This is a genomic window from Peterkaempfera bronchialis (assembly GCF_003258605.2).
GTDB classification, from domain to species: Bacteria; Actinomycetota; Actinomycetes; order Streptomycetales; family Streptomycetaceae; genus Peterkaempfera; species Peterkaempfera bronchialis.
In genome coordinates this window covers 760788-776170 of record NZ_CP031264.1, presented here as the reverse complement: position 1 = coordinate 776170, position 15383 = coordinate 760788, and the positions used below count along the sequence as shown (strand labels likewise).

Annotated in this window: 10 protein-coding genes and 1 pseudogene; 7 read left to right on the top strand and 4 right to left on the bottom strand. The window is 75.4% G+C overall.

The genetic code is table 11. From position 1 onward, the window contains the following. Positions 1-324 precede the first annotated feature (324 nt). Positions 325-1545, bottom strand: a complete 1221-nt coding sequence (locus C7M71_RS03455; RefSeq protein ID WP_229758513.1) for a glycosyltransferase family 4 protein — start codon at positions 1543-1545, stop codon at positions 325-327. A gap of 230 nt (positions 1546-1775) precedes the next feature. Here C7M71_RS03455 and C7M71_RS33110 point away from each other — a divergent pair. Beyond that, positions 1776-2663 (top strand): annotated as a pseudogene (locus tag C7M71_RS33110) (glycosyltransferase); the annotation flags it as partial. Here the strand turns inward: C7M71_RS33110 and C7M71_RS03445 are convergent. Beyond that, entirely contained in the window at positions 2555-2797 is a 243-nt protein-coding gene (locus C7M71_RS03445; protein ID WP_114914154.1) for a hypothetical protein, read from the bottom strand. The pseudogene C7M71_RS33110 and the gene C7M71_RS03445 overlap by 109 nt on opposite strands. A gap of 294 nt (positions 2798-3091) precedes the next feature. Between C7M71_RS03445 and C7M71_RS31365 the strand changes: the two genes are divergently transcribed. From C7M71_RS31365 to C7M71_RS03425, 4 genes are all read left to right on the top strand, one after another. Then, positions 3092-5950, top strand: coding sequence for an ATP-binding protein (locus tag C7M71_RS31365; protein WP_114914656.1), 2859 nt, complete (start codon positions 3092-3094; stop codon positions 5948-5950). A gap of 195 nt (positions 5951-6145) precedes the next feature. Then, positions 6146-7033, top strand: coding sequence for an ABC transporter permease (locus tag C7M71_RS03435; protein ID WP_111494087.1), 888 nt, complete (start codon positions 6146-6148; stop codon positions 7031-7033). Continuing rightward, positions 7023-8216, top strand: coding sequence for an ABC transporter ATP-binding protein (locus tag C7M71_RS03430; protein WP_111494089.1), 1194 nt, complete (start codon positions 7023-7025; stop codon positions 8214-8216). Before C7M71_RS03435 ends, C7M71_RS03430 begins: the two co-directional genes overlap by 11 nt. Before the next feature lies 1 nt (position 8217). Continuing rightward, positions 8218-9435: a glycosyltransferase gene (locus tag C7M71_RS03425; RefSeq protein WP_162824120.1), complete on the top strand. Its 1218-nt coding sequence runs from the start codon at positions 8218-8220 to the stop codon at positions 9433-9435. A gap of 13 nt (positions 9436-9448) precedes the next feature. Here the strand turns inward: C7M71_RS03425 and C7M71_RS03420 are convergent, their stop codons facing one another. After that, complete coding sequence (locus tag C7M71_RS03420; protein WP_111494093.1) at positions 9449-11401, bottom strand: S53 family peptidase; 1953 nt, start codon at positions 11399-11401, stop codon at positions 9449-9451. A gap of 180 nt (positions 11402-11581) precedes the next feature. Then, complete coding sequence (locus C7M71_RS03415) at positions 11582-12739, bottom strand: glycosyltransferase (protein ID WP_229758511.1); 1158 nt, start codon at positions 12737-12739, stop codon at positions 11582-11584. A 789-nt stretch (positions 12740-13528) separates the two neighbouring features. Here C7M71_RS03415 and C7M71_RS03410 point away from each other — a divergent pair. Continuing rightward, a complete protein-coding gene (locus tag C7M71_RS03410; protein WP_114914655.1) occupies positions 13529-14320 on the top strand; it encodes a glutamate racemase in 792 nt (263 codons plus the stop codon). A gap of 59 nt (positions 14321-14379) precedes the next feature. Further along, positions 14380-15372, top strand: a complete 993-nt coding sequence (gene ligD, locus C7M71_RS03405) for a non-homologous end-joining DNA ligase (RefSeq protein ID WP_229759037.1) — start codon at positions 14380-14382, stop codon at positions 15370-15372. Positions 15373-15383 lie beyond the last annotated feature (11 nt).

Below are 15383 nucleotides of genomic sequence, written 5' to 3'. Positions count from 1 at the left end.
CACACGGGCCGTGGCGAGGCCCACGCGGTGCGCCGTCCGGCTCGGTGAGGCGCCGGTGCGGCGAGCCGCGCCCTCCCCCGGGCGGCGGCGGCGTGGCGGCGGCTCGCTCCTGGTTCAGGCCCGTGGGGTCTCGGACGCGGACGGTCGCGGACAGCCGCCACCGCGCCGGCCGCAGCAGGCGGTCGCGGGATTCCTCGATCGGTTGTGCACCTCTACCCCCCTGACCACGCGGAAGCTCGCCTTCCGCACCCCCGTGTGGAACCGCCGTCCCTTGCGATGCTTGCCTCAGCAGGCGTCCGGCGCAACCACTTTGGCAATTCCCGGTCAGCGGCCCCCGCGCCCCCGCGCCCCGAGCGACCGCTCATAGAAGTCCACGGTGCGCCCCGTCACCCGCTGGAGGGTGAAGAACGCCAGGAAGCGCGCCCGGGCCGCCTCCACCCGGCGCTGCGCGGCCTCGGTGTGCTCCAGGGTGGCCACCAGGGCGTCGGCCAGCTCCTCGGGCCGCTCGGGCGGGACCAGCGAGGCGTACTCCTCCGAGCCGACGGTCTCCCGCAGCGCGGGCACATCGGAGCAGACCAGGGGCACCCCCACGCCCATGGCCTCCATCGCGGCGCTGCCCAGGCCCTCCCAGCGCGACGGGGCGGTGAAGACGTCGCTGGCCGCCATCAGGTCGAAGACATCGGTGCGCGCCCCCAGGAAGCGCACGCTCCCGGTGGAGCCGTCGGACGCGGGCGCCGCCCCGCCGTCGGCGGCCTCGGCCAGGGCCCGCAGCCGGGCCGTCTCGGCGCCGGGGCCGCCCGCCAGCAGCAGCACCGCCTCCGGCACCGCGCGGCGCACCCGGGGCCAGGACTCCAGCAGCACGTCCAGGCCCTTCTGGTACTGCTGCCGGGCGGCGGCCAGCACCAGCGGCACCTCCTGCGGCAGACCGAGCGAGGCCCGCACCTTGGCCCGCCGCTCGGGGTCGGCGGTGCCCAGCAGCTCGGGGTCCCGGCCGCGCGGGATGACATCGATCCGGTCCGGGGAGATCCGCAGCCGGCGGGACATCGCCCCGGCGACATGCCGGGTCAGCGCATGGAAGCGGCGGGTGCCCTGCGCGGTCACCCCGTCCACCGCCTGGGCCGCGCGCACCTTCCACGGGCTCAGGCCCCGGGCGTGCACATGCTCCGGCCCGTACGAGGAGTTGACCAGGCTGGACACCACCGGCACCCGCGCCGCCAGCGCCGCGCTGCGGCCCAGCACATCGGACTCGAACAGGGTGGTGTGCACCAGGTCGGGGCGGCGCTCGCGCAGCAGCTCGTACAGACCCCGGACGCGGCCGGACCGGCCGGCCCGGTGCACCCCGAAGAGGGTGGCTCCGGCGGCGGCCAGCTCCGGCTGGAACCCCTCGGAGTCGACCAGATAGGCGATGTCCAGCCGGACGCCGCTGCGGATCAGATGAGGCGCCATGCTGGCGAGGCCCTGCTCCGCGCCGCCGACTCTCTCCAGACTGTCGATCACATAGAGCACATGCATGTGCAGGTCTCCCCCCCCTTGTGCGATGCGCACCGGCCCTCCCCGCCGTCCGGCGGCGCCATCGCCGACACAGCATCCCAGGCGGGGAGGGGTGCCCGCTGCGGAACGGCGGTTCGGATACGTAAAGAGTGCCCCCAGGCAGGCAAAGCCGCTGTCGGATTCGGGCAAAGAACGTCAAGTGACGGACGCACCCGGTCACGGTGCACCAGGCGACCCGCAGAACCGGCTCTGCCGGACCGCCCGCTGTGCCAGGGTGGTGCACCATGCCCGACACCGCGTCAGCCGAGCAGCCCCGCGTCCTCCACCTGGTGACCGACCCCCGTCGGCGCGGCGCCCAGAACCTCGCCCGCGACCTGCACGCCGAACTCCTCGCCCGAGGCACCGAGAGCCGCATCGCCGCCCTCCAACCCCACCCCGACGCCCCGCCCGGGGACCCGCTGCCGGTGCTCGGCCCCGCCCGCTTCCACCCCGCCACGCTGCGCGCCCTGCGCCGCGCCGCGACCACCGCCGACGTGGTGGTCGCCCATGGCTCCAGCACCCTGCCCGCCTGCGCGGCGGCGCTGCTCGGCAGCCGCACCCCCTTCGTCTACGTCAACATCGGCGACCCCCGGCACTGGACCGCGAGCCGGGCCCGCCGACTGCGGGTCGGCGCCGCCCTGCACCGGGCCGCCGCCGTCGCCGCCCTCTCCGACGGCGCCCGCGAGGTGCTGCTGGACCGCTTCCGGCTGCACCCCGAACGGGTCCGCACCATCCCCAACGGACGCGCCGCCGACCGCTACCCGCCCGCCGCCGGACCCGCCGACCGGCTCGCCGCCCGCCGCGCCCTGGGCCTGCCGCCCGATGTACCGCTGGCCGCCGCCGTGGGCGCGCTCACCCCCGAGAAGCGGATCGACCTCGCCGTGGACGCCGTCACCCGCACCCCCGGCGCCCACCTCGCGGTGGCCGGCGAGGGCCCGCTGCGCGCCGCCCTGGAGGAGCACGCCGCCGTCCTCGCCCCCGGCCGGGTGCACTTCCTCGGCGGCCTGGACAGCCCCGCCGAGCTCTACCGGGCCGCCGACGCGCTGCTGCTCAGCAGCGCCAGCGAGGGCATGCCCGGCGTCCTCGTCGAAGCCGCGCTGGCCGCCCTGCCCAGCGTCGCCACCGAGGTCGGCTGGGTCCGGGAGGCCGTGGTCGACGGGGTCACCGGCGCCCTGGTGCCCCCGGCGACGCCCAGGCCCTGGCCGACGCCCTCGGCCGGGTCCTCACCGGCGACCGCGCCGCCCTGGGCGCCGCCGCCCGCCGCCACGCCCTGGACCGCTTCGAACTGGGCGTGGTCGCGGACGCCTGGCAGCGGCTGCTCGGCGAGGTGGCCGCCGTCCGCTGACCACCCTGCCCTGACCTGCCGTCACCCGGTCGTGGGCGAACCGCATCCCGCGCGAACTGCATACAGAGCCGACCCGGGCGCGTTTAATCGGTACGCTCCCCGCAAGGGGCGGACGAGGAGAGAGGCACGGGGTTGTCGGACAGACCGGCGGCGTCAGAAGCCGAGGCCGACCGTGCAGGGCTGGGCACCGCCGCGGGTGCCCTCGGCAGCCCGCACCTGTATGAGCGCGAGCGGGAACTGGCCGCCGTCCGGGAGGCCGTCGACCGGCTCCGCGCGGGGCCCGAGGGCGCCGGCGCCGCCCTCGGCGACCTGCTGCTCTTCAGCGGAGCGGCTGGGCTGGGCAAGACCACCCTGCTCGCCGAGGCCCGCCGCACCGCCGCCCGCGACTGCACCGTGCTCTTCGCGCGCGGCAGCGAGCAGGAGCACACCGTCCCCTTCCATGTGGTCCGCCAACTGCTGCAACCCGTCCTGGCCGGCCGCACCGAGGCCGAGTGCCGGGAGCTGTTCGGCGGCTGGTACGAGATCGCCGGACCCGCAGTCGGCCTCTTCGCCCAGGGCGACGGCGCGCTGCCCGACCCCCAGGGCGTCCGCGACGGCCTCGACTGGGTGGTCACCCGGCTCGCCGTCCTCCAGCCGCCGATCGTCCTGGTCGTGGACGACGCCCACTGGGCCGACCTGGAGTCCCTGGCCTGGTTCGCGGCCTTCGCCGTCAGGCTCCGGGAGCTGCCCGTGCTCGCCGTGCTCGGCTACCGGCCCGGCGAGCTGCCCGAGGCGGCCGACACCTTCCGCACCCTCGTCACCGGCCGCGCCGCCCGGCCCATCGGCCTCAACGCGCTCAGCCCCGACGCCGTCGCCGGGCTGGTCCGCAGCGCCCTCGGCGACCGCGCCGACGGCCCCTTCTGCCATGAGTGCTGGGCGGTCACCGGCGGCAACCCGTACGAGACCGTGGAACTCATCGCCAGGGTCCAGGACCGGGGCATCGAACCGGTCGCGGACGCCGCCCCGCTGCTGCGCGACCTCGCCGCCACCGCACGTGGCAGCGGACTGGTCCGCCGCCTGGAACGCCTCGGCCCCGGCACCGTACGCCTCGCCTGGGCCGCAGCCGTGCTCGGCACCGAGATCTCGCCCGGCCTGGCCGCCACCGTCGCCGGGCTGGGCCTCGCCGAGGCGGCGGACGCCGTCGACCGGCTGCGTACCGCCCGGATCCTCACCGGCACCACCACCCTGGAGTTCGTCCACCCGCTGATCGCCACCGCGGTCTACAGCGCCATCCCCCCGGCCACCCGCACCGCCCTGCACGGGCAGGCCGCCTGGGCCGTCGCCGACGCCGGACTTGGCATCGCCGCCGCCGCCCGCCACCTGCTGGAGACCCACCCCGACAGCGACCCCGACACCGTCGACCACCTGCGCGCCGCCGCCCGCGAGAACCTCCGGGCCGGTGCCCCCGAGGCGGCCCGCCGCTGCCTGGAACGCGCCCTGCGCGAGCCGCCGCGCCCGGCCGACCGGGCCGCCGTGCTCTATGAACTCGGCTGCTCCGCCCTGCTCACCGCCCCCGCCGTCACCGTCAACCACCTGCGCGCCGCCCTCGCCCAGCCCGACCTGGACCCGGACCTGCGCGAGGACATCGCCTTCCGCCTCGCCCAGGCGCTCGCCCACAGCGACCGGCTGGTCGAGGCCGCCGAGGTGGTCGGGGACGAGGCCGGCCGCACCGAGTCGCCCAGCGGCCGGCTGCGCCTCCAGACGGCGCACTTCCTCTGGCAGGTCTTCGATGCCTATGAGACCGAGGGCCCGGCCCGCTCCCGCCGACTCGCCCGGCTCGCCGAGCACCTGGGCGGACACACCGAGGGCGAACGCGCCGTCCTCTGCCTGCGCGCCTGGGACGCCACCCTGCGCGGCGAGCCCGCCGCCACCACCCTCGCCATCGCCGACCGCGCCCTCGGCCTGGCCTCCCGGGCGCCCCTGAGCGGCCAGACGCCCCTGAGCGGCCAGACTTCCCTGAGCGGCCAGACGCCCCAGATCCCTGAGGCCCCGCTGTGGACCGGCACCGGCCCGGGGCCCTCTCCCGCGCCCCTCGGGCGGCCGCCCCGGCACTCCACCGGCCGGACCCGCTCCGCCCTGAGCTACACCGACCCCGACTGGGGCTTCGAACTGCCCAGCGTGGCCGCGCTCTCCTTCATGTACGCCGACCAGCCCGACCGGGCGGAGGAGATGTTCGGCGCCGCCATCGCCGAGTGCGAGCAGGCCGGGTGGAGCGGCGCGCACCTCTCCTTCGGCTTCACCCTGCTCGGCCTGGTGCGGTTCCGCCAGGGGCGGCTCGGCGCGGCGGAGGGCTTCGCCCGCGAAGGGGTGCGGCTCGCCGACCGGGTGGGCCGCCGGGTGCCCGCCCAGTGGTACGCCGTCGGACTGCTGATCGACGTCCTGCTCTCCCGGGGCCACCTGGACGAGGCCCAACGGGTCGCCGACAACTATGACTTCGGCCCGCCGTTCCCCAGCGCGGTCGTCTTCCCCGACCCCCAGACGGTGCTCGGCCGACTGCTGCTCTCCCAGGGGCGGCACACCGAGGCCGCCGCCGAACTCGCCGAGGTCGGGCGGCGGATGGAGGCCAAGGGAGCCCTCAGCCCCACCTGGTGCCCCTGGGCCGGACACCTCGCCCTGGCCGTCGCGGACGACGACCCCGACCGCGCCCGGCTGCTGGTGGCGCAGACCCTGGAACGGGCCCGCCGCCATGGCACGGCCACCGCGATCGGGCAGGCGCTGCGCACCGCAGCCGCCGTGGCCGACGGCGGCCCGGAGGCGCTGGCGCTGCTGGAGGAGGCGGTCGACCTGCTCAGCCGCTCGCCCAGCCTCCATGAGTACGCCGAGGCGCTGGTGGACCTCGGTGCGGCGCTGCGCCGGGCCGACCGCGCGGACGAGGCGGCGGACCGGCTGTACGCGGGGGTGGACCTGGCCGTCCGCTGCGAGGCCGACGGCCTGGCCGACCGGGCCCGCGCCGAGCTGGCCGCAACCGGCCCGAGACTGCGCCCGCTCCGCGTGGTCGACAGCCCCGCCACCCCGCGCGGCACAGCGGAGCGCTGACCGCGCCGCGCGGTGCGGGCGGCCTGGTCCTGACGGTGATCAGGCTGCCCACCGCCGGGAGTGATCCCCCCGGCACGGAGTGTCGATCACGTTCACCGAACCGCCTCCGGTCGGCCACACTCTGTGCCAGAGTGGTCGGGTGCCGCAGGCCCGGCCCCGGGATGGGGCCGTGGGGGGACGGAAAGGCGGAGGTCCGTGGGGGGACGCAACGCACAGCTGGTCGAAGTGCGCGCCGAGGGAGGCGCGGCGGTCGCCGAGGGGCCGCCGCCCGGCGCGATCTTCAGACGCCGGCTGCGCCCGGCCCAGGTGGCCCGGGAGCTGTGGGCATCGCGCGAGCTGGTGCGCGCACTGGCCGAGCGGGACCTGAGGGCCCGCTACAAGCAGGCGGTGCTCGGCTTCGCCTGGGCGGTGCTGACACCGCTGGCGCTCTGCGCCATCTTCACCCTGGTCTTCCACCGGGCCGTCAAGATCGAGACCGGCTCGGCGCCTTATGCGCTCTTCGCCTATGTCGGCCTGATCGTCTGGCAGTTCTTCAGCAACACCATGAACCAGGGCGCGCTGAGCCTCGCCAACAACCTCAGCCTGCTCAACAAGGTCTACTGCCCGCGTGAGGTCTTCCCGCTCGCCACCATGCTGGTGGCCAGCGTGGACATGCTGATCGGCGTGGGTGTGCTCGGGGTGCTCTTCCTCGCCTTCTGGGTGCCGCCGGCGGCCACCGCCGCCTGGGTGCTGCCGCTGCTGCTGATCCAGTTCGCCTTCACCTACGGCGTGGCGCTGATCCTCTCGGTGGCCGTGGTCTACCTCCGGGATGTGCGGCACCTGCTGCCGATCATCACCCAGATGGGAGTCTTCGCCACCCCGGTCGCCTATCCGCTGGCCCAGATCCCGCACCGGCTCCAGGAGGTCTACGTCGGGTTCAACCCGCTCGGCGCGGTCATCGAGGGCTACCGGGGCGCGCTGCTCTACGGTGATGCGCCCGACGCCCGGCTGACCGTGATCGCCGCCGTGAGCTCGCTGGTCTTCCTGGTGGGCGGGTACCTGATCTTCAAGAAGCTCGAAACGGGGATCGCCGATGTCGCGTGAGCTGCCCGACGGGACCATCCGCACCGAGCACGTCTGGAAGCGCTTCAAGGCCGACCAGCAGCGGATGCTGCTGCGCGACAAGGTCGAGTCCCTGGGGCGGCGGCTGCGCGGGCAACGCGGCGAGGAGTGGCGCTGGGCGCTGCGCGACATCAATCTGCACATCGAGCCCGGCGAGGCCGTCGGCCTGATCGGCTCCAACGGCTCCGGCAAGTCGACGCTGCTGAAGATGCTGACCCGGGTGATGTACCCGTACGCGGGCGACATCGACGTCCGGGGCCGGATCGGCGCCCTGATCGAGATCCGGGCCGGTATCCACCCCGACCTGACCGGCCGGGAGAACATCTACCTCTTCGGCGCGCTGCTCGGCCTCAAGCGGCGCGAGGTGGCGGGGCGGTTCGATGACATCGTGGAGTTCGCCCGGCTCAACGACGCCATCGACCGGCAGGTGAAGTTCTACTCCTCCGGTATGCAGATGCGGCTGGGCTTCGCCGTCGCCGCCTACCTGGAGCCGCATGTGCTGCTGGTGGACGAGGTGCTGGCGGTCGGCGACGCGGTCTTCCAGCAGCGCTGCCTGGACCGGATGCGCGAGGTGCTGGACCAGGGCACCACCCTGGTCTTCGTCTCCCACGACCTGCCCGCCGTGGAGTCGGTGTGCAGCCGGGGCATCTGGCTGGAGCAGGGCACCGTACGGGTCGACGCCGGGATCCGCGAGGCCATGGCCGGGTACCGGGACTCCATCGAGGCCCAGTCGGAGGGCAACGCCCGCACCGGTGAGCCGCTCCAGCTGCTCAAGTACGAGGTCCGGGGCCCCGAGCGGGAGAACCTGCTCTCCGACGAGCCGATGACGGTCGACCTCTTCCTCGGCGGCGACTACCGGGGCGACGCCACCCTGCACCTCGGCGTCAGCGAGGGCACGGCCAGCCCCATCTTCCAGATCAGCCATGAGGTCCGGCTGACCGGCGAGGACCGCAAGGTCAGCTGCACCATCCCCCGGCTGCCGCTGCCGCGCGGCCGCTACACCCTCTGGGCCGGGGTCTACAGCATCGGGCACACCGACGGCGGCACCCTGATGAGCTGGCACTCCGCTGGCCAGTTCGATGTCTTCGGGCCGATGCTGGACACCCCGCCGCGCGCCGTGGTGCTGGCCGCACCGGTCTTCGTCCCGCACCACTGGGAGGGCTGACGTGGCGTCAGTCGACGGCAGAGGCGGCCTGCGCGTCCTGGTCCACCTCAACAACCTCGCCCTGGGCGGCGCCCAGATCAACGCCGTCGACATCGCCCGCACCCTGCGCGACCGGGGCCACCACCCGGTGCTCTTCGCCCAGGGCGTGGACGGGCCCGCCCCGCTGGTCGACCGGGCCGCCGCCCACGGCCTCGACCTGGTGGTGGCCGGCGGTCCCGGCACCCCGCACCGCGCGGTGCGGGGGCGGCTGGAGCGGCTCGCCCGCGAGCACGGCAGCCGGCTGGTGCACGCCTGGGAGGTCCGCGCCGCCCGCAACGCCTACTTCGGCCCGGCCCGGTTCGGCCGCCTCCCGGTGGTCACCACCTTCTACGGCGTCCGGATGCTCCGTGGCATGCCCCGGCACCAGCCGCTGGTGCTGGGCCTGGGCGCGCTGACCGCCGACGGCCGCGCCTTCGGCCACCGCGACCTGCATCTGATCGAGCCGCCCGTCAACACCGACGACGACGCCCCCGGGGCCGTGGACGGCGCCGACTTCCGGGCCGCCCACGGCATCGGCGCCGACGAGCAGCTGCTGGTCATCGTCACCCGGCTGGTGCCCGACCTGGGCAAGGACGCCGGCGCCGAACTCACCGTCGAGGCCGTCCGCAGCCTCGCCGACCCGCGCCTCCGGCTGGCCGTCGTCGGCGACGGCCCCAGCCGCGACCGGCTGCGCGCCGCCGCCGCCCGGGCCAACGCCGCACTCGGCCGGGAGGCCGTCCTGGTACCCGGCCAGATGGCCGACCCGCGCACCGCCTATGCCGCCGCCGACCTCGTCCTCGGCATGGGCAGCTCGGCGCTGCGCGGGCTGGCCTTCGGCAAGCCGGTGATCGTGTACGGCGCCGACGGCTACCACGCCGTCCATGAGCCCGGCCCGGTGGTGGAGGAGCACGCCTCCCGCTGCATGTACGGCTATGGGACGGGCGAGCCCTCCCCGACCGCGCTGGCCGGGCACATCCGGCGGCTGCTGGACGACCCGGACCGCCGCGCCGAGCTGTCCGACTGGGGCCGTACCTGGGTGGTCGGCCGCTTCTCGCTGACCAAGGTCGCCACCGCCTTCGAGGAGCTGTACCGCTCCGCCCTGGCCTCCCCGCCGGGCCTCACCGGCTGGCTGCGCGACGCCGAGCAGATGAGCCGCTACGAGTTTGTGAAGCCCGCCGGACTGCGGCTGCTCCGCCGCTGACCCGGCCCCGGGGTCAGCCGCGCTGCCCGGGCAGGAACGACTTCAGGTAGTCCGCGCCGGGCGATCCCACGCCGGTGACGTCGTCGTATCCGCGCGTCGCCGACAGGGAGCTGTCCTTGCCGAGGATCTCCAGCGAGGTCGTGGTGCCGCGCCGGGCGTTCTCGTTGTTGGCGTAGTCGACCCGCGCCACGGCCAGGGTCTTGTCCGCCCCCAGCGGGTGGTCGGTCACATCGTGGTAGGCGCTGCTGCCGTACCGGGCGTAGATCGACGGATTGGCGAACCCGATCGGCACGCCGCCCCTGGCCTGCTGCGCCATCGCCTGAACGGCGGCGATCACCGGCGCGGCCAGCGAGGTGCCGCCCGCCCGGCTCTCGCCGTACCGCACCGAGCCGTCGGACCACCGCTGGGTCTGGCCCACCAGGAAGCCGGTGGCGGGGTCGGCGACGGCCGCGATGTCCGGGACCGTGCGGTGCCGGGTCCCGCCGTGCGCCCGCGCCAGCGCGTCGGGCACGATGCCGCGCTGGTAGGACGGCTGGGCGTAGAACCGGCTGGTACCGCCTCCGGAGCCGCCGGTGAAGGTGCCGGGCAGGTGCTTCCACTGCTTGCCGTCGGCCGACAGCCTGGCCTCGGCGGTGCCCCAGCCGGTCTCGAAGAGGTACTGGTCGTTCTTGCCCACCGCCAGGCTGGTCCCCCCGACCGTGGTGACCCAGGGGGAGTCCGACGGGTAGTCGATCTGCTTGGTCCCGGAGGAGGCGAGCTGGTCGCCGTCGTCGCCGGAGGAGAAGTAGAAGCCGATGCCCTCGACGGCCCCCTCCATGAAGAGCCGGTCGTACACCTTGGGGCCGCCGTCCGGCGCATCGCTCTCGGCGTCGCCCCAGGAGTTGGAGACGATGTCGGCGAGGTGGTGGTCGACGATCCTGGCGGTGGCGTCCACGAGGTCGTCGTCATTGCAGGAGGCGGCGCCGACATAGACGATGTCCGCGTCGGGGGCGACGGCGTGCACCGCCTCGACGTCCATGCTCTCCTCGCCGTACCAGCCGGAGGCGTCGCATGCCTTGATGTCGTTGTAGCTCTTCGGCAGCGACTGGGTGAGCTGGTGGGGGCGGTAGGGCTGGTCGCCGTTGCGGGCCGCGTAGGTGGCCGCGTCCGACGCCAGGGTGGGCGAGGCGTAGGCGTCGAGCACCGCCACCTTGACGCCCTTGCCGGTCAGCCCGGACGCGGTGCCGCCGTAGACCGCGCGCAGCTGCTTGCCGGTGTAGCCCCGAACGGGGGCGGGGGGCTGTATGCCGAACGCCTTCGGCAGCTTCTTGTCCACGGTGGAGCCGTAGTACGTGGAGAACGGTCCGGCGTCCACGAAGGCCGAGCCGGGGCCGGGCAGGGCCTCGGCGCGTCCGGCCTGGCGCGGGGCGTCGTCCAGGCCCGCCACGCCCAGTACGGCGTCCTTCAGCGCGGCCGGCACCGAGGGTATGGAGGACGGCGCGAAGTAGGTGCTGCCGGAGGTGGCGTACCCGTGCAGCCGGGTGCCGAAGGCCCGGTCGGTGGCGGTGGCGCTCCCCTGGAAGGCCACATAGCGCGGGGTGGCCGCAGTGATCCTGAGGCCCGAGGAGGTCAGCCAGGAGGTCACCGCGGCCCGCTGGCCGCTGCTGGTTCCGAACCGTTCCCGCACCTGCTGCGGCGACAGGTACTTCTGGTACAGCGGCGACTTCGGGTCGGAGACCGCCTGCGCATAGCGGGCCAGGCCCTGCGGGTCGCGTCCGGCGAGGTAGACCCGGCTGCTGACGGTGGTCTGCGCCGGTATGCCGCCCCGGTCCGCCCGGGCGGTGGCCCAGTCCGGGCGGGCACCGGCCAGCGGGACCCGGTCGGCCGCCTGGGCGGGCGGCCCCCAGACGAGCAGGGACGAGGCGACGGGCAGGAGCACGGCCGCTGCCTGGACGCTCACACGCCGGCGAGAGCGGGTCGATCGCATACAACCTCTTCGGGGGCTTGGCGGTGCATGACGATGCCGCGCCACACCGGGCGCGACCTCGTACAAACCCTTACAAGCCACCACCCAAATGGGGAGGAATTGTGATCGAGGCCACTGTTAGATGGGTCTCATAACGGGCATAGCCCGACAAATACGGGATTGTCGCATCCCTGACAGGGGTCAGCTGGGGCGCCCCGGGGCCGGGTAGGTCCGCCCCTTCCAGGCCGCGCCCCGCCCCCGCCAGTGCTGGATCGCCGAGTCCACCGTCATCAGCAGATAGAGGAAGGCGGTGTACGGCAGCAGCAGCGCGGCGGCCGGCGGCTGCCCGTAGTAGCGCAGCATCGGCAGATACGTCACCGCCATCAGCACCCATGCGCAGCCGCCCAGCACCGCGACCCGGGGCGCACCCGCCACCAGCCCCGCGACCGTCGCGACCGGCGGCACCAGATAGACCAGAGCCAGCCCCAGCACCGTCCCGGCCAGCAGCAGCACCGAGTGCCGCAGCTGCGCATATGCGCTGCGCGAGACCATCCGCCAGAGCTGCGCCAGCTCCGGGTACGGCCGCACACTGTCCACCCGGTCGGCCAGGCCCAGCCAGATCCGCCCGCCGGACCGCTTCACCGCCCGCGCCAGCGACACATCGTCGATCACCGCGCCCCGGATCGCCGCCACCCCGCCGGCCCGCTCCAGCGCCGAGCGGCGCACCAGCGAGCAGCCGCCGGCTGCGGCGGCGGTGCGGCCACTCGGGCGGTTGGACCACCGGAACGGGTACAGCTGCGCGAAGAAGTAGACGAACGCCGGGACGATCAGCCGCTCCCAGCCGGTGCGTACCCGCAGCCGCGCCATCTGCGACACCAGGTCCAGACCCGCGCTCTCCGCCGCCGCGACCAGCTGCGCCAGCGAGTCCGGCCGGTGCGCGATGTCGGCGTCGGTGAGCAGCAGGTACTCGGCGTCCCCGGCCTGCTCCACGCCGTACCGCACCGCCCACAGCTTGCCCGTCCACCCGGCCGGCGGCTCCCCGGGTGAGACCACGGTCAGCGGCAGCCCGCCGGCCTCGCCCAGCTCCTTCGCCAACGCCCCGGTGGAGTCGGTGGACCCGTCGTCCACCAGCACCACCCGCGCCTCGCCCGGGTACTCCTGCGCCAGCAGGCTCGGCAGGCTGACCGGCAGCACCTCCGCCTCGTCGCGGGCCGGCACCACCACCGCGACCGACGGCCACCGCTCCGGTGCGGCGCGCGGCGGCAGCCGCACATCCGTCCGCCAGAAGAGGCCATGGCAGAACGTCAGCCACACCCAGGCCGCCAGGGACACCACGGAGATCCACCCGAGCACCGTCACGCCCCGCAGTCTGCCCCACCCCCCACCCCCACCATCAGCCCCCCGCCGCAGCCCCCGCCCACCCGCCTCCGGCGTCATCCCTCCGCCGCAGCTTCAGCCTCCCCGCCTCCGGCGTCAGCCCCCCGCCGCAGCCTCCGCCTCCCCGTCCCCACCGTCAGCGCCTCGCCGCAGCTTCAGCCTCCCCGCCTCCGGCGTCATCCCTCCGCCTCAGCCTGCGCCTCCGCCTCCGGCGTCAGCCCTCCGCCTCAGCCTGCGCCTCCGCCTCCGGCGTCAGCCCCCCGCCGCAGCCTCCGCCTCCGCCTCAGCCCCCACCCACCCGCCTCGGGCGTCATCCCTCCGCCGCAGCCCGCGCCCCGCCTCCGGCGTCAGCCCCCCGCCGCAGCTTCAGCCTCCCGTCTCCACTGTCAGCCCCTCCGGCGCGGCCTCCGCCTCCCCGTCCCCACCGTCAGCGCCTCGCCGCAGCTTCAGCCTCCCCGCCTCCGGCGTCATCCCTCCGCCGCAGCCTCCGCCTCCCCGTTGCGGTGTCCGGTGGGCGGTGGTGCCCTGTCCCCCCGCGCCGCGCCCGGCCTGTCGCCGACCTCCGTGCCCGGCGGGGGCCCGTCCCCGCGCGCCGCGCCCGGGCCCGTGCCGGAGCCCTGGTACCGGACCTCCTGCCTGGTGGGAGCCCGTTGCCGGGTCCCACGCCTGCGCCGGAGTCTGCGGCCGGACTCGCCGGGCTCGGCCGGAACCCGCCGCCGTGCGGCTGCTGCGGTGCGGGCGGCCACGGTCGATCGTCTAAGGTCGATGGTCGTGAAGATCGCACTGATGGACTCCGGTATCGGCCTGCTCGCCGCAGCGGCGGCCCTGCGACGGCTGCGCCCCGACGCGGACCTGGTGCTCTCCTCCGATCCCGAGTCCATGCCCTGGGGCCCCCGCACCCCGGCCGACGTCACCCGGCATGCCCTCGCCTGCGCCCGCGCCGCCGCCCTGCACCGGCCCGACGCGCTGATCGTCGCCTGCAACACGGCCTCGGTGCACGCCCTGGAGACCCTGCGTGCCGAACTCGAACCGGCCCTGCCCGTGGTCGGCACCGTCCCCGCGATCAAGCCCGCCGCCGCCACCGGCGGTCCGGTGGCGATCTGGGCGACGCCCGCCACCACCGGGAGCCCCTACCAGCGCGGCCTGATCGGCGACTTCGCCGACCGCACCGAGGTCGCCGAGGTGGCCTGCCCCGGTCTCGCCGACGCCGTGGAACGCGCCGACCAGCGGGCTGTCGCCGCCGCCGTCGCGGACGCCGCCGCCCGCACCCCGGCGGGGATCCGGGCCCTGGTGCTCGGCTGTACCCACTACGAGCTGGTCGCCGGCCGCATCCGCGCCGCCGTCGCCGGTACCGCCCACCCCGACCTGGCCCTCTTCGGGTCGGCCGACGCCGTCGCCGCCCAGGCGCTGCGCCGGGTCGCGGTGTCCGCCCCCGCCCGCGTCGCGGCCACCGGCGGCGGCACCCTGCGGGTGATCCTCAGCGGCCGGGAGAGCGAACTCCCGGCGGAGGCCCTGCGCTGTGCCGAGGGCCGGTTCATCGCCGGGGCCCCCGTCCCGCGCTGACCGCCGTACGGCCCACGCCCCGGGCTGCGCGGCGGGCCCGCCGGACGCAGCCTGGTCCGGTGAGCCCCGCCGCCGCAGCCCCCGCCGTACCGCTGCCGTCGCTGCGGCCGATGCTGGCCACGGCGGGTCGGCTGCCGGCCGTGCAGGCCGACTGGGCGTACGAGGTGAAGTGGGACGGCATGCGGGTCCTCGCCTATCTGCCCGGCGACGGCACCGTACGGCTGGAGTCCCGCCAGGGGCGCGACGTCACCGCGCAGTACCCGGAGCTGGCCGCGCTGCCCGAGGCGCTGCCGCCCGGCACCGACGCCGTCCTGGACGCGGAGATCGTGGCGCTGGGCCTCGATGGAAGGCCCTCCTTCCGACGGCTCCAGGACCGGATGAGCCTCTACCGGCCGGAGGCGGTGCGCGCCTCGGCCGCCGCCGCGCCGGTGACGGCGATGGTCTTCGATGTGCTCTGGCTGCGCGGCGGGCCGACCACCGCACGGCCCTACACGGCCCGCCGGGACCTGCTGACCGGCCTCGGCATCGACCACCCCCGGGCGGTGGTCCCGGCCAACTGGGTGGGCACCGGCACCCTGGCCTTCGAGTGGACCCGGTCGGCCGGACTGGAGGGGGTGGTCGCCAAGCGGCTGGAGTCCCCGTACCGGCCCGGCACCAGATCCCGGGAGTGGATCAAGATCAAGCACCTGAGGACCGCCGACGTCGCCATCGGCGGCTGGGTCGCCGACGGCCCCCGCGCCAGCGCCTGCCAGGCGCTGCTCATCGGCACCGCCGACCCCACCGGGCTGCGCTACGCGGGCCGGGTCGGCACCGGCTTCACCCAGCGCGACCGGCAGGCCCTCGCGGGCCTGCTGCTCCCGCTGGAGCGGGAGGCGCCGCCCTTCACCGCCAATCTGGAGGCCCTGCGCGAGGAGTCCGGCCGGGAGGTGCGCTGGGTCGCCCCGGTGCTCCAGGGCGAGGTGGAGTACCTGGAGCAGACCTCCGGCGGCCGACTGCGCCAGCCGGTCTGGCGCGGACTGCGCGGCCCTGCCGCCGACGTTCCCCCGTACTGACCGGGCCCGGT

What these genes read in the sequence shown, in the direction of transcription:
- C7M71_RS03420 (WP_111494093.1), bottom strand. Translation starts at nt 11,401, where the DNA reads ATGCGATCGACCCGCTCTCGCCGGCGTGTGAGCGTCCAGGCAGCGGCC.
- C7M71_RS03430 (WP_111494089.1), top strand. Translation starts at nt 7,023, where the DNA reads ATGTCGCGTGAGCTGCCCGACGGGACCATCCGCACCGAGCACGTCTGG.